The organism is Muricauda sp. SCSIO 64092 (assembly GCF_023016285.1).
In the GTDB taxonomy this organism is placed as follows: Bacteria; Bacteroidota; Bacteroidia; order Flavobacteriales; family Flavobacteriaceae; genus Croceivirga.
Genome location: NZ_CP095413.1, coordinates 545,521 through 563,730, shown reverse-complemented (window position 1 = coordinate 563,730; position 18,210 = coordinate 545,521). Strand labels below are relative to the sequence as shown.

Sequence of the window (18,210 nt, the reverse complement as noted above, 5' to 3'; positions counted from 1 at the left end):
AAAAAGATACTAATGAAGAAAGCAATCTTAACATTGGCATTTACAAGTACAGTGCTTACGATAAATGCACAAATTGATGCGAATTCATTAATGGGACTTCCTACGGCGACAACAGCAGAAATGTCTGGAATTTCCGGAGCTTCCATAGGACAATGTTTATACAATACCGATGACAATGTAATTTACTATTATAACGGATCGTCATGGGCTAGGGCCACGGATGACCAGGCTGCTTCTGAGGTGAATTCGGACACTCCAATTGATGTGGATGGGGATGGCAATACTGAATCTTCGGTTGAAGATGTTATCCAGGATATAGCACCGATTACCTCGGCATCAGGGCGGATTTTTTATCCTCCTTCCATAGCTATTGATGCCTCGTCAAATGGTACCAATAGAACAGTGAATCTGTATCAGCAGTACTTGAATCAGTTTGGATCCGGCAATTCTAATTTGGTACGAAGCATGGACGGTGCAACACCCGCCCCGGATATACCGGTTTATGCTGCGAACGAGCTTTATTATTACGTTACCTATTTCGATCCATTGGTGTTTGCAAACATTAGCATTAATGGGGCAACTGGAGAAATGGAGTACGATATTATTGGTCAACCTGCAGACTACAACTCTCTTATTAATGTGGTATTTGTTGTAAAATAATGTATTAAACCGACCCCAAATCGAATTGAGATATTTCACTGCACATAAAAGCCTTTTCATAAGTATTGTCCTTACGGTCTTGGGAGTATCAATTGCCAACGCCCAATTTCTGCTTCAAGCTCCAAATAGTGGGGATGAAGGTAATTATCGTTGGTATGAAGCCTCTGATACGGCTACCGTTTTGGGAACGGACTCTTTTTATGAGGTAACCCAACCAGGGGTCTATTTTGCGACCTATGATGGTACGCTTTGCGGTTCCAATGCTACTGGATATTTCATCATAACCAACTGCAACGCTCCTTCCAATGAAGTTACCTTGGATGTTTCAGCCAATGTCCAGGGAAGTGCAACCGTTGGTTGGAACGATGCCTCCTTAACGGGAACCCAACCAACCGTTATAGCTACCGAAACTGTGGAACGCTACATAGCCACAATTACAAAAGTTGGTAATACGATGGAGCTTCCAAGATTTACGGTAGTCTGTATGCAGCAGGCGGCCAGTCTCCAGGACGATAGTGTTACCGTAAATGAAGATGATTCGGTCATTGTTCCTATTTATGCCAATGACTCCGATTTACCCACGGTGGGTACATTGACCGCTTCAAACCCAGCAAATGGTAGTGTAAACATTGATGATAATGGCACTCCAAATAATCCAACCGACGATAGTGTAACTTATATACCAAATCCCGACTTTAACGGGGCGGACAGTTTTACATACACGGTGTGTAATACTATTGGTGATTGTAGTTCCGCAACAGTCACGGTGGACGTTTTACCCATAGTGGATGCATTTGACGATTCCGTTTTCACGGAAGAAGGTATTGCAGTTGACATCAATGTATTGATGAATGATAATGATATTCCCAACCTTGGAACATTGGCCACTACAAATCCAACCAATGGAACGGTAACCCTAAATGACAATGGAACGCCCGGGGACATATCGGATGATTTTGTGACCTATACCCCAAATCCAGGTTTTGAAGGAACGGATACTTTTGAGTATACCGTTTGTGATGACCAAAGCAATTGTAGCACTGCCACGGTTACTGTTGTGGTAACGCAAATGACCGATCTGGATTTGGACAACGATGGTATCGTGGACACCTTTGAAGATTTGAACCTGGATGGGGATAATGATCCTGCTACAAACCCAACGGACACCGATGGGGATGGTATTCCCGATTACTTGGATATTGATAGTGATAATGATGGTATTCCCGATAACATTGAAGCACAGGTAACCATTGGTTACATTTCTCCGAGCGCTGGGGATGCAAACAACAACGGTTTGGACGATGCCTATGAACAAAATGGAAATCTTGGATTGATTCCTTTGGATACGGACGGGGACGGTATTCCCGATTACGTGGATGAAGACAGTGACAATGATGGTATCCCAGATAATATAGAAGGCAATGATTTTGACCAAAATGGGTTACCGGATGCAATTTGGATAGATTCCGATACCGATGGTGATGGTCTGGATGATGGTTATGAAGGAAGTGTTTTAGTTGACGTGGATGTGAATGATGAAATCGACGACCCAACTACGGATTTACCGGATACCGATGGTGATGACATTCCAGATTATAGGGATACGGACGATGATGATGATGGTATTGATACCGTTGATGAAGATTTGGACTCGGACGGGAATTATGCCAATGATGATTCCAATGGCAATGGTATTCCAAATTATCTGGATTCTGATTTGGAGCCCACGTTACCTGGTGAAGAAGAGATTCTGGTCATTCAGATTTTGACACCAAATGGAGATGGGAATTTTGATACACTCTTTATTGAAAACATAGGGAATTACCCCAATAACACTGTGAAAATCTTTAATAGGTGGGGGGTATTGGTTTTTAAGACAAGGGCATACGATAATGACTCAAACAATTTTGATGGGACCTCGCAAGGCAGGGTTACGGTTGATCAGGACAGCAAACTTCCCACCGGAACATATTTTTACATCATTGATTTTGAAGACCAAACAGGCCAAATGAAACAACTATCGGGCTATATATATATAAACAGGTAAAGGTAAAGTTGTGGAGAGAATAAATTTAGCGGTATTCCAGAAATGGTTGGTATTGGTCAGTCTATTGGTACTTGGGTTTTGGTCTCACGCCCAACAAGATGCCCAATATACACAGTATATGTACAATACGGTCAGTGTAAACCCGGCATATGCGGGCTCAAGGGGGCACTTGAGCATTGCCGCCTTGTACAGGGCGCAATGGGTAGGTCTGGACGGTGCACCGGAAACACAAACACTTAATCTGCATACGCCAATGGGCTATAGGGGTGTAGGTTTGGGGGTTTCCATTGTCAACGATGTCATTGGACCTACTTCTGAAACGTATTTTGATGTTGATTTCTCTTACACCATTCAGACGGGCATTGATGGAAAATTGAGTTTTGGTTTAAAAGCCAGCGCCCATTTATTGGATATACAATTTTCCCAATTGGAAACGGGCACTTTGCAAGGTCAAGTGACTCTCCCTTCTGATATTGACAACCGCTTTTCACCCAATGTAGGTGCGGGCATATATTACCATACCGATCGGTTCTACACCGGTTTGTCCGTCCCAAGAATGCTCGAAACGGAACATTTTGAGGAATCTTCCCTGTCCACAGCAAGGGAGCGGATGAGTTGGTACCTTATTACGGGCTATGTCTGGGATTTGAACCCCTTTTTAAAATTCAAACCGGCACTATTGACCAAATGGGTCGAAGGAGCTCCTTTACAGGTGGACCTTTCGGCAAATTTTATGTTCAATGATAAATTCATTGTAGGAGCGGCCTACAGATGGGATGCCGCCTTTAGCGGAATGGTGGGGTTTAATATTTCCGACAAACTCCTGATCGGAATTGCGCACGACCGTGAAACCACGGATTTGGGCGCCACTACATTTAATGATGGCTCTTTTGAGATTATTTTGCGGTATGATTTCATTCAGCGTTTGGGCAACTTAAAATCGCCAAGGTTCTTCTAAACCCTATCCGATCATCAATATTTTATATAAAGCTTGATATGTTCAGTCAAGCAAAGGACGTATTTTTACACCTATGGAAGAGAAAGTTATTTTGGTCAATCCAAATGATGAGCAGATTGGATTGATGCCCAAAATGGAAGCTCATGAAAAAGCGGTGCTCCATAGGGCATTTTCTGTTTTTGTCATGAATGACAATGGGGAGATTATGCTTCAACAACGGGCGACCCAAAAGTACCATTCGCCTTTATTATGGACCAATACCTGTTGCAGTCATCAAAGGGATGGTGAGACCAACATTGAAGCGGGGAAAAGGCGTCTGATGCAAGAAATGGGTTTTGTCACCGAGTTAAAAGAGGTGTTTTCCTTTATTTATAAGGCTCCGTTCGATAATGGATTGACGGAACACGAATTGGACCATGTTATGGTGGGTCACTATAATGACGATCCAAAAATTAACCCGGAAGAGGTGGCGGATTGGAAATGGATGTTCCCAGAAGATATTAGGCGTGATATTGGTAAAAACCCCGAAGCCTATACGGCATGGTTTAAGATTATCTTTGAGCGTTTTTATAATTATTTGGTCAAAAGTATTGGTTGATGAGAGTCAAAGTTAGTAGAAAAGCACATTTTAATGCCGCACACCGTTTATTTAGGGCAGATTGGAGCTTTGAAAAAAATGAGGCAACCTTTGGTAAGTGCAATAATCCCCGCTATCATGGACATAACTATGACTTAATTGTCAGCGTTACCGGTGAGATCGACAAGGAAACGGGTTACGTTATGGATATGAAGGAATTAAAGGACCTGATAAAAGCGGAAGTTGAGGATGCCATGGACCATAAGAATTTAAACGTTGAGGTCCCTGAATTCAAGGAATTGAATCCAACGGCCGAAAACATAGCGGTTGTTATTTATAACAAACTACGCCCTTATATCGATTCCAGTAAGGAATTGGAAATTACGTTGTACGAGACCCCAAGAAATTTTGTCACCTATTCAGGATAACCTTATGCTATATCCCTTAAAATTCACCCCCATAATGAAAGACCGTCTTTGGGGCGGCGATAAACTAAAACAGCTTTTCAATAAACCCAGTGAAACTGAAACAACGGGAGAAAGCTGGGAGCTTTCCGGTGTTAAAGGCGATGTTTCCATTGTTGGCAATGGGGCACTTGCAGGCACCTCACTCAATGAGTTGATTAAAAAATATCCCATGGATCTAATGGGTAAAGGCGTTATTGAACGTTTTGGTCACGAGTTTCCCATACTCATTAAGTTTATTGACGCGAAACAAGATCTTTCCATTCAACTGCATCCAAATGACGAACTGGCCAAACAACGTCATAACTCCTTTGGAAAAACGGAAATGTGGCATGTAATGGATGCCGATGTTGGCGCCAAATTGATAGTTGGATTCAATAAAGATGTGGACAAGGAGGAATATGTCAAGAGTTTGGAGGAAAATACACTTTTGGATCTGTTAAATTATGAAGAGGTGGTAGCCGGGGATACGTATTTTATCAATACGGGAAAAATACATGCTATTGGGGGAGGCGTACTGTTGGCGGAGATACAACAGACTTCGGACATTACGTACCGTGTTTTTGATTTTAATCGTCGGGATAAAAATGGCAATCTACGGGAGTTGCATACCGAATTGGCGGTAGATGCCATCGATTTTGACAAGAAAGATGATTTTAAGGTCGATTATGCAAGAATTCCCGATACCCTAAACGGGATGGTCGACTGTCCCTATTTTAAAACCAATTTTCTTGATCTCACCCAAGATTTTGTCCAAGATGTCGTAGACAGGGATTCGTTTTCCATTTATCTCTGTGTTGACGGGGCTGCCAAGGTGACCAACGACTGGGGCAGCACTTCCATCGAAAAAGGCGGAACACTGTTGGTATCGGCCTCCAGCACTAGAATTGAAATTGCTACGGAGGGAAGCCAACTTTTGGAAGTAACGATTTAATTGTACTTTTAGAAAAAAATATTTCCATGGCCAATATACGGGACCTTAAAAAAGACATCAATTTTGTTTTGGGCGATATTATTGAAGCAGTATATCAATGGGAATCCGCTACAAACAATATGGACTCCAATGAAGGCTCAGCAATTATCGATAGGTCCATTCAGGTTTTTGATGAATTAATGGGCAAAGTGCATCAAAAGGATGTGAGTGATAAAAAAGGCCATTTCAAGTCCATTAGGAGCGAGTTGGAGGAAAAAGCAACCGCCTTAATCGAGGATTTGGACAAACTGGCTTAGTCCTTAAGGCAACCTGTCCACCATTTCTTTGAGTGCCCTTCCATATTTACTGCTGGCAATGCTATCCGGTAAAATCGAATAAATGGAATCCAAATAGATGGGATTGGCCTCTTCCCCGTTCGTAAGGGCAATGTAAGGCGTAACATAGGAATTGGGGTGCGTTAAGCTAAAGTTCAATAAGTAGCGGTAACGATTGATATAATTCCGTTCTGCCAGGCTTTCCAAGGAATCAATTTTAAGGGTGTCACTTTCTGAAAAAGCAGTTTGGGCCAATTCCAAATCCCTTTTGTTAAAGTTGGACATCATTTCCTTGTACTCCGCAAAATCATCGTGATGTTTGGATCCCGTGATTTTAGCTTGCTTTTCAAATTGGTTCCAACTTGTACTGATCCATATGTTTCCCTTTTCCCCAAAAAAGGGAATACGATCGTTAACATCATTATTGTCCGCTTTATCCAAATAGAGATAAAACAATTCTGGATGTTCCATTTCATATTGGAATGAAAAAGCGCCGTCTCCCCTAATTTCCAGGGAGTCTACATTTATCAATAGGGAATCTTCCGTCTTTTGAAGATAGAGCCATCCCTTTTTTAAGCCTTGGATATTTCCCGAAACCAGCATCGTGTTTTCACTGCGGGTGCAGGAGATCAGGATTGAAATGGAAAAAACTACGAGTAAAATTCTTTTCATTATGCTTTGTTGAAACGGCAAATATCGAAACTCTAGTTAAATGGTTGAAGCAATTTCCATTAAAATGGCACACAAATAGGCTCCCGCGGTCCCCACGACATAGCCAAAAACGGCCAAAAGAATGCCAACTGATGTTAAAGAAGGGTGAAATTCTGCCGCTACCACGGGGGCGGATGCTGCCCCTCCAACATTGGCCTGGCTTCCCACCGCCAGGAAAAAGTAAGGAGCTTTTATAATTTTGGCGACCAAAATCAATAATCCAGCGTGAATGGCAATCCAGATAAATCCTACAGCAAGAAGGCCAGGGTTGTCAAAAATCTTGCTCAAATCCATTTTCATACCAATGGTGGCCACTAAGACATAGATAAACATGCCTCCAATTTTACTGGCACCTGCACCCTCGTAGTTTTTTGCTTTGGTAAACGATAGGCCAACACCCACTACGGTGGCCATAACCACCATCCATAGGAATTTGGACCCTAAGGAGGATAGCGCTTTTTCCTTATTCCTGATGACCTCAAAGTTATCCTTTAGAAATTCAGAAAAGTGGTGTCCAAAAAAATGGGCAATACTGACGCCCAAAAAAGCAAAGAACAAAAGCATCATCAAGTCATGCAGGGTAGTGATCCGAGAGATTTTCTCGGTGTAGTCGGATACCTTTTGTTTTAGTTGTTCAATGGACGAAGTATCCGCTTTCAACCAACCATCAATTTTCTTGGTCTTTCCAATCCCCAGGAGCAGAATGGCCATCCAAACATTGGCCATAAAAACATCCACCAGTACCATATTCCCAAAATTCTCAGGATTGTATTTAAATACTTCAAGCATGGCCGCTTGGTTGGCCCCACCACCGATCCAACTACCCGCAATGGTTGCCAATCCACGCCAAACCGCATCAAAATCCGCTCCGCCAACGGTTTCCGGCGAAAAAATGGACACGATCAGAATAGCGATGGGCCCTCCTATAATGATACCAACGGTACCGGTCAAAAACATGATCAACGCCTTTGAACCCAGATTGGCTATGGCCTTTAGATCGATACTCAAGGTCATTAGGATCAGCGCAGCGGGCAATAAGTAGCGGCTAGCTACATAATACAGATTGGAGCTTTCCTCATCCACTATGCCTGTACTGGTAAAAATAGAGGGCAGTAAATAACACATTAATACCGTTGGGATAATGGTATAAAACTTTTTCCAAAAACCTTTTTTTATTGAAGAGGTATAAAAAACAAAGCCCAGGCACAGTGCCAAAAGGCCAAAAATTACCGTATCATCGGTCAAGGGAAGTTGGTTCATTGCGATTGGTTTGGATTTCACCCAAATATAGGAAACCAAAGACTTTTAAATATTAAGCCAGTATGTTAATTTAAGGTTTAGGGAACGACTTCTTGGCATAAAAGTGTTCACGAAATAGTTATCGTTATAGACGATGAACAAATCCGAGAGGGGGGCAAAACGCCACTGTAACCTTGAATTGACCCCCAAATTATCCCTTTGGTTGCTATATTGGACCAGTGTGGACCAGAATACCGATTTGCTAAATGTTATGGTGGCCCTAGGGCTAATGAGCCAGATATCCGTAGAGGAGAAGGGGGCGGGAAGTGCTATATGATCGTATTGCATATTAAAGCCTAGCTCCACCTTGGGCTGGAACCTTAGATTAAAACTACTTTCAACGGAAAACCTATTTCCGTTAAAAAACTCCCCGTAACTGGGTTCAATGCCAAAAGAGAACAGTTTTCGTTGATCGGACTGGAATTCCAGTTCCACTCTGTTGAAATGGTACCCGGTATTGGCGGGCAAGGGCAGTGCGTCTTCCTTTCCCGTGGGTTCAAATTCATCCACCAGAAAGACAAATCGTTTCTGAAAACGTGCCTGTAAACGCTCCAATGTCTTGAACTCTGCAGTACCCTCCAGGGAGAGGTTATAATCAGAATATAGGAAGTCCAGATTTTGCCTCCAAGTGACCTCATTGAACGCTTGTAATTGATATCTGTTGATTTTTCCCTTTTTTGGCCAATAAAGTCCTTCCAAAATAGTGGCCGCCTTAAAAATGTCCTTTCTTCTAATAAAACCAAGATCGGAATTGAACTCCTCATCTATGGAAACCACATCGACCAAAGCAAAAAAATTGCGGGTGTTCCTTCCCAGATTGAACCCCAGGGAGTAGTAGCCCTTATCATCCCCCGGTTGAAGGGATTTGTGGGCATAGAACTTGCCGGTCCAGTTGTTGTCCGCAGAAGCCAAATTGTAATCCAATCCAATTACCCGATTGTATGTTTCCTCTTCCGGTACAAAGTCATCGGGGTTGATCGCCTGTCTATTTATAAAGAAAAAACCGAGGTTGGAGCGGGAGAACATCTTTTGCTGTAAGGCCAGCATCATGTTATTGTTGGAGGGGATTTCATTCGGGGTATCTTCCTCGGTCTGGATGTTTAAAAAACCCAGACGAAGGTTTCGATTGAGCTTTCCACTAAGTCGAAGTCCTCCGATGATCCTGTTCTCAATAGTGTTTCCGGCGGTATCGGTGGCAATGCCGATACGCCTTGAGAAAAATGGATTGGCGTCCCGTCCACCGCCAAAATTTCCAAAAAGGTCATTATTATCAATAAAAAATTGCCTGCGTTCGGGAAGGGCAATTTCAAATCGGGTAAGGTTGGTAATAAAATTATCTACTTCGACCGTTGAAAAGTCCGGATTTACGGTCAAATCCAGGTTAAGGCTATTGCCAATGGAGACTTTGGCATCCGCCCCTACCTTGAAGTTACTAAGGTCTTGATCGCTTTCATAATCCCTGGCCGCAATTCCGTTAATATAGGGAATGAGCGCCAAGGGGGTTCTGGATTTTCCCAATCCCTTCTCAAAAATCATATCACCCATAAAAGCAAGACTAAAGATAGGCTGGTTTTGTGGAATATCGACCCAGGTGGTGCGTTCGTTGGTCTGCATGTCCAGGCGATAGGAGTTAAATCGGAATTTGGTCTCTCCTTCCTTAAACTTTAATGAGGTCAGGGGTATGGCCAACTCAGCGGTAAAATAGGTGTCATAAATTTTGGCATCTCCTCGCCATTTTACGTCCCAGGAGGTAGTAAAGTCACCCCCGTCCATGCCGCCATTGGCAATTAGTCCTTCCCTACGGACCCCAAATGGATTGATTCCGAACAAGAAGGCGGTATTGCCATCATTGAAGGTATCAAATACAAGGGTAATTTGGTCAATTCCTCCTCCCCTGAAATCACGTTGCAGGGAACGAGTATTGTAGTTGGGGCCATCGGCGTTGGCCTTGATCCCAATGAATAGGGTGGTGGCGTTGTAGAGCATTTTTATTTCGGTCTGTTTTATGGCCATGACCGAATCCGAAGGAAAGTATTGATGAAAATCCTGGGAGCTATTCGCGGTATCCCATATGGCCTCATCCAGGACACCATCTGGTTTAATGGTGGCATCCACGAATTTAACCGTAAAGGATTTTAGACTATTTTGGGAATGGACGGTTAGAAATAGGAACAATAAAGGTATGGCTGTGTAAAACTTGGCCATTGTTTGGTTTTGAATTAGCGGTGGCTAATTTAATAGGTTGTACTGTTAAAAAAATGCCAATAAACCCAATGGTCCTTCTTGCTAAAAATAAAAGGGCGGAACTGAGGTTTTCAGGTCCTTCCGCCACTTAGATATTTAACCAATAGGTCAACCTTAAATTAATGGATCGATTTCGGGGCATAAAGGATTCCACAAAATAGTTGTCGTTATAGACAATGAAAAGATCGGAAAGCGGGGCAAAGCGCCATTGCAATCTGGAATTGACCCCAAGATTGTCCCTTTGATTGCTGTACTGGATCAAAGTGGACCAAAAAATGGACTTGCTAAAGGTAATGTTTATACGGGGGCTTACCAGCCATAGGTCCGCACTTGGAAAAGGGTCGGGCAACTGTATGCGGTCATAGCGCAAATCGAGCGAGAGAAAGACCTTAGGTTGCAGTCGTAGGTTTGCTCCACCTTCAAAGGCAAATCGCGTACCGTTGAAAAATTCGCCGTACCCTGGTTCAAAAAAATAAGAAAACACCTTTCGGGGGTCCGATTCGAACCCCACTTCAAAACTGGTATAATGATACCCCTGATTTGCCGGTAATTCCAAGGCATCATCCGTACCTGTGGGATCAAAGGGTTCGTCGAGGAAAGTGAATCGGTTGAACATGCGAACCCCAAGACCGGATTGGTTTTTAAACTCTGCGGACCAAGAACTGAAAATAGTATAGTCCGTGTTCTGGTAATCCAAGGTCGGTCTCCAGATGAAATTAGGCCCAAAACGAAACCCATGGGTGTTGATTTTGCCCTTTTTGGGCCAAAAGTTGTACTCAACAAAGGGCCGGGCGGCAATGATATCCTTACGTCTGATGAATCCCAGGTCGGACCTGAAATCATTGCCAACAAAATTGCTGCGCCACCCAAAATTTAGATTTCGTGAGTTGTACAGCAAATCCACACCGGCAGCATTGTCATCCTCACCTATTTCATGGGCAAAGGATTTGTGGTAAAAGAATTTGCCCACCCACGTATTGTCCGAAGAGGCCAGGTTGTAGTCCAATCCCACCAACCGATTATAGCGATCCGTTTCATCCAGAAAATCATAATCCTTAAAGGTTTGGCGATTTACAAATATGAAGCTGAGGTTGGATCGGGAAAAGACTTTTTTCTGTAATGCCAGAACAGTGTTGTTGTTGCTGGGTATTTCATTGGGAATGTCTTCTTCCGTCTGTATGTTCAATAGGCCCAAACGCCAGTTCTCATCCAATTTGCCACTCAACCGAATTCCCCCAACAATGCCGTTTTCAATGGTTTCCCCATCCAAATTTTCGGCAATCCCTATTCGTCTGGAAAAAAAAGGGTTGGAGTCACGCTCGTTGCCAAATGTGCCAAAAAGGTCGTTGTTGTCTATAAAGAACTGCCGTCTCTCTGGCAGCGATATTTCAAAACGGGTAAGGTTGGTAAAAATATTATCTACCTGTACATTTGAAAAATCTGGGTTTACGGTGATGTCCAGGTTAAGTCCATTGCCTATGGCCACTTTGGCATCGCCCCCAAAGGTAACATCGTTTAAACCTTCATCGGTCTCAAAATCCTTTTGTGAAATGCCATTGATATAGGGAATGATGGCCAGCGGTGTTCTGGATTTCCCCAAGGGTTTTTCAAAGACCATATCCCCCATAAAAGCAAGGTTAAAGACGAACTGGTTTTGAGGGATTTCTGCCCATGTACTGGTTTCATTGCTCTGCATATCGAATCGATAGCTATTGAACCGCCATTTGGTTTCGCCCTGTTTGAATTTAAATGAAGTAAGTGGAATGGCCATTTCACAGACGTAATTTCCATCGTTCATGACCGCTTCGCCCCGCCATTTAATGTCCCAGGAAGTGGTGAAGCCGCTCAATGTGCTCCCCCCATTGGAAATCAATGCTTCGCGTCTTACACCATAAGGGTTCATGCCAAACAAAAAGGCATTGGTGCCATCATTGAACGTATCGAACAAAAGACTGATGTTATCATTGCCACCGGCCCTAAAGTCACGTTCCAGCGAGGGAATCACATAATCGTTGCCCTCCGTATCCAACGTAATACCAATATATAGTGTAGTACTGCTGTACAACATTTTAATATCCGTTTGTTGTTCGGCCAAGATGGAATCCGTAGGAAAGTATTGTTGAAAATTATGGGCGCTTTCCGCAGTTTCCCATATGGATTCATCCAATACACCGTCTATTTTGATTTCTTGATCGATGAATTTTACGGTGAAGGTTTTTTTTAAATCTTGGGAATGGACCAGGGCGAAGGAAAGTAAGGAAAACAGTGCGACGTAAACTTTTGCCATGGGCCATTTGTCGAATTAGTCGCGCTAATTTAATAACAAGCTGCGTTAAAAAAATGCCAAAACATTAGTCACTTGTTCCTCCTTTACTTTTGGGTGCCCTTTTCGCTTCTTTCAAGCTTTTCATCAGCATCCATTCAATTTGGCCATTGGTACTCCTAAATTCATCGGCAGCCCATTTTTCAATGGCCTTGAACATATCTTCATTTAAACGAAGGGCAAATGCTTTTTTCTTAGCCATTGGATGATATAAATTCAACAAGTTCTTTGATCAATTCCACGGATAGCGGAAAATCCGGATTGGAATATGAAGCGGTATTTTCTGTCGGGTTTTCAACAGTTTTGAGTACATGGTTCATCTTTGGAATAACAACCAACTCAGCATTTGACTTTGCATCCTTAAGGCGCTGGGCATCTTTCAAGGATATTTGTGTATCGGAATCTCCATTAATAATCAAAACAGGTATGTTCACGGTTTTTATTTCCTTAATTGGGTCAAGGGATATCCATTCTTTGAGATAGGATTGATTTTTGGGAGCAAAAATGGACAGCAAAAATGGATTTACTTGTTGAATGGTATCCGTTTGGATCAATTCTTTGATATGTTGTTCGGTTATCTTTCCCAACTCCTGATTTTGTGCTGTTATCTGTCCAATCAAGGTTTGGTCAATAGTGGTGCCCGCACCGGCAAGTGATGTAAAGGTTCTTGCCTTTTGATGATTGGCCATCATGGCAATCAAGGAACCTTGACTGTGACCAATGAGATGTATTCCAGAGAATCTTTTGTCACTACCAAAATAATCGATAACCACATTTACATCTGCGACAATATCAAGTAAAGAGGGCTTTCCCCATCTTTCCATATTTTCCGGTATGGAACTGCGTTTGTCATATCTATAGAAACCAAAACCTTTGATAGTAAGGCTATCTGCCAATTGTTTAATAAGATTGGTGTTGACAAGAGGACTTTGGTTCCCATTTCTGTCCCCATTTCCGGACCCATGTACAAAAACTACCAGTGGGATTTTTTCTTCAGATTTGGGATAGGTCAATTCGCCTGGAATTTCAATGTCCCCATTGGTCATGGGGATTTCTTCCACAAGAATTTCTTGGGCGTGGGATGTCCCGTACATTACCAACAGAACGAAAATGGCTATAAAGGCTTTCATCTGTTTTTGTCTCGTTCAAAAATGATTCGCATTGTGTTTTCTGCCACATCCTTTAACACCCAACCTTGCTTTGCATAGTTGTTTAGGGTGTCTTCCAAATGCTTATTGTTGCCAGAAAGTTTCATTTTCCAGCTTACTACTTTATACTCCTTCATTTTTGAAATATTTATCTATTATGTATTGTGCCCGCTCCGGGTTTTGGGTTCCAATCAATAGTTTGTCACCATTTTTAAATTCAATTTGAACCCCAAAATTACCTCTTACATTGTAAGCGCGGCCTTTGGGTCCCATTCGTAATCCCCAGCCTCCGTATTCCAGGATCGGTTGGTATTTTCGAGTATAGCATTTTTTTACCTCATCCCAACGAATCCGTTTTTTGGAACGATGGAAAGGCGAAAATTGATAGGTAATCCCGCTATCATCAATTTCGGTATGCAATAGTAACAATCTAAATAATGGGATGGCCAAAGACATTACGGTAAGTCCTATCCAGAAGCCTGGCTCCATAGTACCCAATGAGAAGTGTTCTTCCGATAGGAAGAGTTTTACCGGGCGAATAAACAATGCACCGAAACAAAATAGGAACACGGCCCATAACCACCATTGGTCAAACCATTGTTTTTCTTCAAATACTCGCATACTATATAGTAATCAATGGTTCAATGTTCCGGTATTCACAATGGGTGCGGCATCTTTATCGGAACAGAGCACAACCATTAAATTGCTCACCATGGCCGCTTTTCGCTCTTCATCCAAATCAACAATGTCTTTTTCGTTAAGTTCATCCAAGGCCATTTCCACCATACTTACCGCCCCTTCCACAATTTTATGGCGTGCGGCAACAATGGCGGTCGCTTGCTGCCTTTTCAACATGGCGTTGGCAATTTCCTGTGCATAGGCCAAATAACCAATTCTGGCTTCAAGGACCTCAATACCGGCCATTTGCAATCTATCCTGGATTTCTTTTTCCAAAGCTTCACTGACCTCATTAACACTGGAGCGAAGGGTGATGTCCTCTTCGATACCTTCATCGGCAAAATTGTCATAGGGGTACATACTGGCAAGCTTTCGTACCGCGGCATCCGTCTGTACCCGGACAAAATTTTTGTAATCGTCCACATCAAATGCAGCTTTATAGGTATCGGTTACCCTCCAGACCAAAATGGTGCTTATCATTACGGGATTTCCCAGCTTATCGTTCACCTTTAAGCGTTCACTGTCAAAATTGCTCGCCCTCAAGGATATTTTTCGTTTTGAATAAAGGGGGTTCACCCAGAACAATCCATTCCTTTTTATGGTACCCACGTACTTTCCGAACAATAAGAGCACCCTGGAACTATTAGGGTTCACTAAAACAAGGCCAATGGCCAAAATAGACCCAATGAATATGGCCAGCCCATACCAGGGGGATTTGGTGTTAACAATCATTGCGATGCCGCCAATACTTAGCAGCAGACACATAAACAGCATAAAATAACCGTTTATTGGACGTATTGATCTTTCATTTGTCATTGTAGTGTTATTTGATATTAAAATGATATTATAAATATATTAAAATAAAATTTAATTCCCAAATCGAAGGCTTTCTGTCGTTTTTCCGTTATCCATTATCGTGGTAAGCTCTATTTTTGAAAAAAAATTGATGAGGAACATTGTTTTAATCGCGTTTTTACTTCCCCTTTTGTCTTTTGGAAGCCTTGTTTGGGGTCCTAAAGGGCATAGGGTCACAGGATATATTGCCGAAAAGCACTTGACCAGGAAGGCAAAAAAAGCATTGGATAATCTGTTGGAGGGACATAGTTTGGCCTTCGTATCCACCTATGCGGATGAAATAAAGTCCGATACGAAATATGCGGGGTATACCCCTTGGCATTATGTGAATTATCCCTTGGATATGACGTATAAAGATTCCGAGAAGAGTGCGGCAGGTGATATTGTTACTGGTATTGCCAAGTGCAAAATGGTGCTAAGGGATGGGAACGGTAGCCGCGCGGACAAAATATTCCACTTAAAACTTCTGGTCCATTTTCTGGGTGATCTGCATCAGCCTTTGCATGTTGGACGGGCCGTGGATCGTGGGGGCAATGACATCCCATTGCAATGGTTCAATGAGCGGTCGAATCTTCATAAACTATGGGATACCAATCTTTTGGAAACCTACGGGATGGGTTTTTATGAGCTGGGGGATGAATTGGACCGCAGTACACCAAAGAAGGAAAGAAAACAAATGCAGGAAGGTACAATTGAAAGTTGGTTGGAGGAATCCCATGTTTTGGCCAAACAGATTTATGCTTCCGCAAATGCTGAGGAAAAACTAGGGTATTCCTACGCTTATGAGTACAATCCTATGGTGTTTGAACAATTGAAAAAAGGAGGATTTCGTTTGGCCAAGGTCCTCAATGAGGTTTTTTCCTAAGCGGGTTCCAAGGAAAGCCCTTGCACCTTCATCATCATTTGATGATCCTGAAGGTCAGATTAATGCGTTCCCCAATTTTTTTTGCGGTCTTGGGGATTTGATGCTGCCAAAAATGCTGGGTTTCCCCCTTCATGAGCAACAAACTTCCATTTTCCAACAGTATTTTGTGTTTTAAGGCCTTATCCTCTTTGTGCCTTAGATGGAAGTAACGCTGCTCTCCCAAGGAAATGGAAGCAATAATGGGGTTTTGTCCCAGCTCTTTCTCATCGTCCGCATGCCATCCGTTGCTATCCTTGCCATCACGATAACGGTTTACTAAACAAGTAGTGAACACGATTCCAACATCCCTCTCCAATTTCTGTTTTATTTTCAGCAATTCCCCAGAGAACACTTGGGGATGCATGGTGATATTGGAATAGGTGTACGCTTTTTTGTTGCTGGCATAAAGTGCGGTCAACCTGGGTTGGGCATAGGTTTTGCCAAATACCGTAATATCGTCCTGTTGCCAGGCAACGTTGTTTTTTAGCGCTTTAAAATACATTTGTGCCTTTATGGGGGATAAAAAATCAGGATAGTACGTAATATCTGAATTAGGGAACTCTAAACTGATTTTTTCCTGAAAAAGCCCCATTTATTGCAGTACTTTCTTTAATTGGTTCCGATATTCTGAGGGATTCTGTCCCGTAAAGGCCTTAAAAGACTTGTTGAAATGGGAAAAATTGTTAAACCCACTTTCATAGCATACCTCGGTAATGCTCATGGGTTGTTCGGCCAACAATTTTGAAGCATGCACCAAACGGTACTCATTGACAAATTGTGTGAAGGTTTTATTGGTAATCTTTTTAAAGTACCTACAAAAAGAGGGAACGGTCATACTGACCATATCTGCCATCTCGTCCAAGCTGATATCGTCCTTAAAATTGTTCTTGACATGATTGAATACAATATTGATGCGATCATTGTCCTTTACCTCGCTTTGCATGGTAAAACCTTCGGCATTGAGCACGGTATATTCGTCTGAAGCTCCCAATTCATTAAGAATGTTTAAAATGGAAAGCAGGCGCTGAAAGTCGGATTGGTATTCCATCACCTCCATTTTTTCCCCTATTTTGGTCTTTGTCTTCCCTGTGAAGGCAATACCACTTTTGGCAATATCCAAAAGCTTTTGGATTTTCGCCATTTCCGGAATACCGAAGAAATCATTTCCCAAAAAGTTTTTCTTCATATGTATAACGGTCTGGCTCTTATTACCGGTATTCTTGTCCATAAATCCGCAGTGGGGCAAATTGGAGCCGATCAATATTAGATCACCGTCCCTGAAGTAGGAAACATGGCTCCCAATTTGGCGCTTTCCCGCGCCACTGTTCACATAGACCAATTCTATCTCTGGATGGTAATGCCATATGGTATGGTTCTTTACACTACTTTCATCGTACTTATTATAGGTGAAAGAATTTCCAAAGTTGGGTTCTATGGCCTCAAAAGTCGGTTTTTGTTTTTTTACTTCCATCATACTATCCATACGATAAAATTACTACCGACGGATTTCCCTTTTCTATACAAAATTAACCAAAATATGTTCTATTTTACCTTTTAAGAGTATTTAACAGTTTAATGGGGTTAAAATACCATATAAATTGGAAAAATCTGTGGTAGAATTGAAGGTGCTTGGGATTGTATGTTTGTACTGTAAAAATTACAAATCAAAAAAAACGAAGTGCCATGAAATCAATTATGAAAAACACAGTAGTAGTAGCCTTAATGTTTGTTACAGTAGCGAGCATGGCTAATGGACCTAAAGGAACTTTTGGAAAAAAGGCCAGCGAAGTGGAAAAAAACCTAATTTCTGTGGAATTGGATCCGGTTTTCAAAAAGAAGGGGGGTAAATTATTTATGAATTTATTGAACCTTGACCTGGAAAAGGTGACCATCAAAGTTATCGACAGTGAGGGAAGAGTATTGTACAGAGAGTCTTACGAGGGTGATTTGGTCATAGAAAAAGCATTCAACTTTGAAAATGCCTTTAGTAATGAGTACACCGTCCTTGTTGTTGACAATAACAAGACTTTCAAGGAAAAAATAGAAGTAAAGTAGTTAAGTTTAGTTAATTTATTCGGTTTGTTGAAAGGCCCC

At 42.2% G+C, this 18,210-nt stretch carries 20 protein-coding genes; 9 read left to right on the top strand and 11 right to left on the bottom strand.

Translation table 11 applies throughout. The features are described from left to right. Positions 1 to 12: 12 nt before the first annotated feature. From L0P88_RS02265 to L0P88_RS02235, 7 genes are all read left to right on the top strand, one after another. Entirely contained in the window at positions 13 to 660 is a 648-nt protein-coding gene (locus tag L0P88_RS02265; RefSeq protein WP_247133019.1) for a hypothetical protein, read from the top strand. Between the two features lie 25 nt (positions 661 to 685). Further along, positions 686 to 2,707, top strand: a complete 2,022-nt coding sequence (locus L0P88_RS02260; RefSeq protein ID WP_247133018.1) for an Ig-like domain-containing protein — start codon at positions 686 to 688, stop codon at positions 2,705 to 2,707. A 10-nt stretch (positions 2,708 to 2,717) separates the two neighbouring features. Further along, positions 2,718 to 3,665 (top strand): type IX secretion system membrane protein PorP/SprF, encoded by a 948-nt coding sequence (locus L0P88_RS02255; protein WP_409557705.1) that lies wholly within the window; start codon positions 2,718 to 2,720, stop codon positions 3,663 to 3,665. A 73-nt stretch (positions 3,666 to 3,738) separates the two neighbouring features. Further along, positions 3,739 to 4,263, top strand: coding sequence for an isopentenyl-diphosphate Delta-isomerase (idi, locus tag L0P88_RS02250; protein ID WP_247133017.1), 525 nt, complete (start codon positions 3,739 to 3,741; stop codon positions 4,261 to 4,263). Further along, positions 4,263 to 4,670, top strand: a complete 408-nt coding sequence (locus L0P88_RS02245) for a 6-pyruvoyl trahydropterin synthase family protein (RefSeq protein ID WP_247133016.1) — start codon at positions 4,263 to 4,265, stop codon at positions 4,668 to 4,670. The genes idi and L0P88_RS02245 overlap by 1 nt, the downstream gene beginning before the upstream one ends. 34 nt (positions 4,671 to 4,704) lie before the next feature. Next, a complete protein-coding gene (locus L0P88_RS02240; RefSeq protein WP_247133015.1) occupies positions 4,705 to 5,640 on the top strand; it encodes a type I phosphomannose isomerase catalytic subunit in 936 nt (311 codons plus the stop codon). Positions 5,641 to 5,666: 26 nt separating this feature from the next. Beyond that, entirely contained in the window at positions 5,667 to 5,936 is a 270-nt protein-coding gene (locus L0P88_RS02235) for a hypothetical protein (RefSeq protein WP_158779384.1), read from the top strand. Between the two features lie 3 nt (positions 5,937 to 5,939). Here the strand turns inward: L0P88_RS02235 and L0P88_RS02230 are convergent, their stop codons facing one another. The 9 genes from L0P88_RS02230 to L0P88_RS02190 form a co-directional block, all read right to left on the bottom strand. After that, entirely contained in the window at positions 5,940 to 6,626 is a 687-nt protein-coding gene (locus L0P88_RS02230; protein ID WP_247133014.1) for a DUF4369 domain-containing protein, read from the bottom strand. A gap of 36 nt (positions 6,627 to 6,662) precedes the next feature. Beyond that, positions 6,663 to 7,925 carry a DUF819 domain-containing protein gene (locus tag L0P88_RS02225; RefSeq protein ID WP_247133013.1) on the bottom strand — a complete coding sequence of 421 codons (1,263 nt, stop codon included), beginning with the start codon at positions 7,923 to 7,925 and terminating at the stop codon, positions 6,663 to 6,665. Between the two features lie 45 nt (positions 7,926 to 7,970). Beyond that, positions 7,971 to 10,169, bottom strand: a complete 2,199-nt coding sequence (locus tag L0P88_RS02220) for a DUF5916 domain-containing protein (RefSeq protein WP_247133012.1) — start codon at positions 10,167 to 10,169, stop codon at positions 7,971 to 7,973. A gap of 127 nt (positions 10,170 to 10,296) precedes the next feature. Next, a complete protein-coding gene (locus L0P88_RS02215; protein WP_247133011.1) occupies positions 10,297 to 12,495 on the bottom strand; it encodes a DUF5916 domain-containing protein in 2,199 nt (732 codons plus the stop codon). A gap of 64 nt (positions 12,496 to 12,559) precedes the next feature. Then, positions 12,560 to 12,733, bottom strand: coding sequence for an Arc family DNA binding domain-containing protein (locus L0P88_RS02210; protein ID WP_247133010.1), 174 nt, complete (start codon positions 12,731 to 12,733; stop codon positions 12,560 to 12,562). Continuing rightward, positions 12,726 to 13,661 carry an alpha/beta hydrolase family protein gene (locus tag L0P88_RS02205; RefSeq protein WP_247133009.1) on the bottom strand — a complete coding sequence of 312 codons (936 nt, stop codon included), beginning with the start codon at positions 13,659 to 13,661 and terminating at the stop codon, positions 12,726 to 12,728. The genes L0P88_RS02210 and L0P88_RS02205 overlap by 8 nt, the downstream gene beginning before the upstream one ends. Continuing rightward, positions 13,658 to 13,816, bottom strand: coding sequence for a DUF4177 domain-containing protein (locus L0P88_RS02200; RefSeq protein ID WP_247133008.1), 159 nt, complete (start codon positions 13,814 to 13,816; stop codon positions 13,658 to 13,660). The genes L0P88_RS02205 and L0P88_RS02200 overlap by 4 nt, the downstream gene beginning before the upstream one ends. Next, positions 13,803 to 14,300: a hypothetical protein gene (locus L0P88_RS02195; RefSeq protein ID WP_247133007.1), complete on the bottom strand. Its 498-nt coding sequence runs from the start codon at positions 14,298 to 14,300 to the stop codon at positions 13,803 to 13,805. Before L0P88_RS02195 ends, L0P88_RS02200 begins: the two co-directional genes overlap by 14 nt. Positions 14,301 to 14,312: 12 nt before the next feature. Continuing rightward, a complete protein-coding gene (locus L0P88_RS02190; protein WP_247133006.1) occupies positions 14,313 to 15,173 on the bottom strand; it encodes an SPFH domain-containing protein in 861 nt (286 codons plus the stop codon). A 130-nt stretch (positions 15,174 to 15,303) separates the two neighbouring features. On the opposite strand from L0P88_RS02190, the gene L0P88_RS02185 reads away from it, so the two are divergent. Beyond that, complete coding sequence (locus L0P88_RS02185) at positions 15,304 to 16,077, top strand: S1/P1 nuclease (RefSeq protein WP_247133005.1); 774 nt, start codon at positions 15,304 to 15,306, stop codon at positions 16,075 to 16,077. Positions 16,078 to 16,111: 34 nt separating this feature from the next. Here L0P88_RS02185 and L0P88_RS02180 read toward each other — a convergent pair whose 3' ends face one another. Both L0P88_RS02180 and L0P88_RS02175 read right to left on the bottom strand, forming a co-directional pair. Next, positions 16,112 to 16,708 (bottom strand): alpha-ketoglutarate-dependent dioxygenase AlkB family protein, encoded by a 597-nt coding sequence (locus tag L0P88_RS02180; protein ID WP_247133004.1) that lies wholly within the window; start codon positions 16,706 to 16,708, stop codon positions 16,112 to 16,114. After that, entirely contained in the window at positions 16,709 to 17,590 is an 882-nt protein-coding gene (locus tag L0P88_RS02175) for an AraC family transcriptional regulator (protein ID WP_247134826.1), read from the bottom strand. A 209-nt stretch (positions 17,591 to 17,799) separates the two neighbouring features. Here L0P88_RS02175 and L0P88_RS02170 point away from each other — a divergent pair, with 209 nt between their 5' ends. Beyond that, entirely contained in the window at positions 17,800 to 18,171 is a 372-nt protein-coding gene (locus L0P88_RS02170; protein WP_247133003.1) for a hypothetical protein, read from the top strand. Positions 18,172 to 18,210 lie beyond the last annotated feature (39 nt).

Bases quoted from the DNA above. Each gene is read 5' to 3' on its own strand.
- L0P88_RS02265 (WP_247133019.1), top strand. From the start codon at position 13: ATGAAGAAAGCAATCTTAACATTGGCATTTACAAGTACAGTGCTTACG.
- idi (WP_247133017.1), top strand. From the start codon at position 3,739: ATGGAAGAGAAAGTTATTTTGGTCAATCCAAATGATGAGCAGATTGGA.
- L0P88_RS02245 (WP_247133016.1), top strand. From the start codon at position 4,263: ATGAGAGTCAAAGTTAGTAGAAAAGCACATTTTAATGCCGCACACCGT.
- L0P88_RS02240 (WP_247133015.1), top strand. From the start codon at position 4,705: ATGAAAGACCGTCTTTGGGGCGGCGATAAACTAAAACAGCTTTTCAAT.
- L0P88_RS02235 (WP_158779384.1), top strand. From the start codon at position 5,667: ATGGCCAATATACGGGACCTTAAAAAAGACATCAATTTTGTTTTGGGC.
- L0P88_RS02230 (WP_247133014.1), bottom strand. From the start codon at position 6,626: ATGAAAAGAATTTTACTCGTAGTTTTTTCCATTTCAATCCTGATCTCC.
- L0P88_RS02225 (WP_247133013.1), bottom strand. From the start codon at position 7,925: ATGAACCAACTTCCCTTGACCGATGATACGGTAATTTTTGGCCTTTTG.
- L0P88_RS02220 (WP_247133012.1), bottom strand. From the start codon at position 10,169: ATGGCCAAGTTTTACACAGCCATACCTTTATTGTTCCTATTTCTAACC.
- L0P88_RS02215 (WP_247133011.1), bottom strand. From the start codon at position 12,495: ATGGCAAAAGTTTACGTCGCACTGTTTTCCTTACTTTCCTTCGCCCTG.
- L0P88_RS02210 (WP_247133010.1), bottom strand. From the start codon at position 12,733: ATGGCTAAGAAAAAAGCATTTGCCCTTCGTTTAAATGAAGATATGTTC.
- L0P88_RS02205 (WP_247133009.1), bottom strand. From the start codon at position 13,661: ATGAAAGCCTTTATAGCCATTTTCGTTCTGTTGGTAATGTACGGGACA.
- L0P88_RS02200 (WP_247133008.1), bottom strand. From the start codon at position 13,816: ATGAAGGAGTATAAAGTAGTAAGCTGGAAAATGAAACTTTCTGGCAAC.
- L0P88_RS02195 (WP_247133007.1), bottom strand. From the start codon at position 14,300: ATGCGAGTATTTGAAGAAAAACAATGGTTTGACCAATGGTGGTTATGG.
- L0P88_RS02190 (WP_247133006.1), bottom strand. From the start codon at position 15,173: ATGACAAATGAAAGATCAATACGTCCAATAAACGGTTATTTTATGCTG.
- L0P88_RS02185 (WP_247133005.1), top strand. From the start codon at position 15,304: ATGAGGAACATTGTTTTAATCGCGTTTTTACTTCCCCTTTTGTCTTTT.
- L0P88_RS02180 (WP_247133004.1), bottom strand. From the start codon at position 16,708: ATGGGGCTTTTTCAGGAAAAAATCAGTTTAGAGTTCCCTAATTCAGAT.
- L0P88_RS02175 (WP_247134826.1), bottom strand. From the start codon at position 17,590: ATGATGGAAGTAAAAAAACAAAAACCGACTTTTGAGGCCATAGAACCC.
- L0P88_RS02170 (WP_247133003.1), top strand. From the start codon at position 17,800: ATGAAATCAATTATGAAAAACACAGTAGTAGTAGCCTTAATGTTTGTT.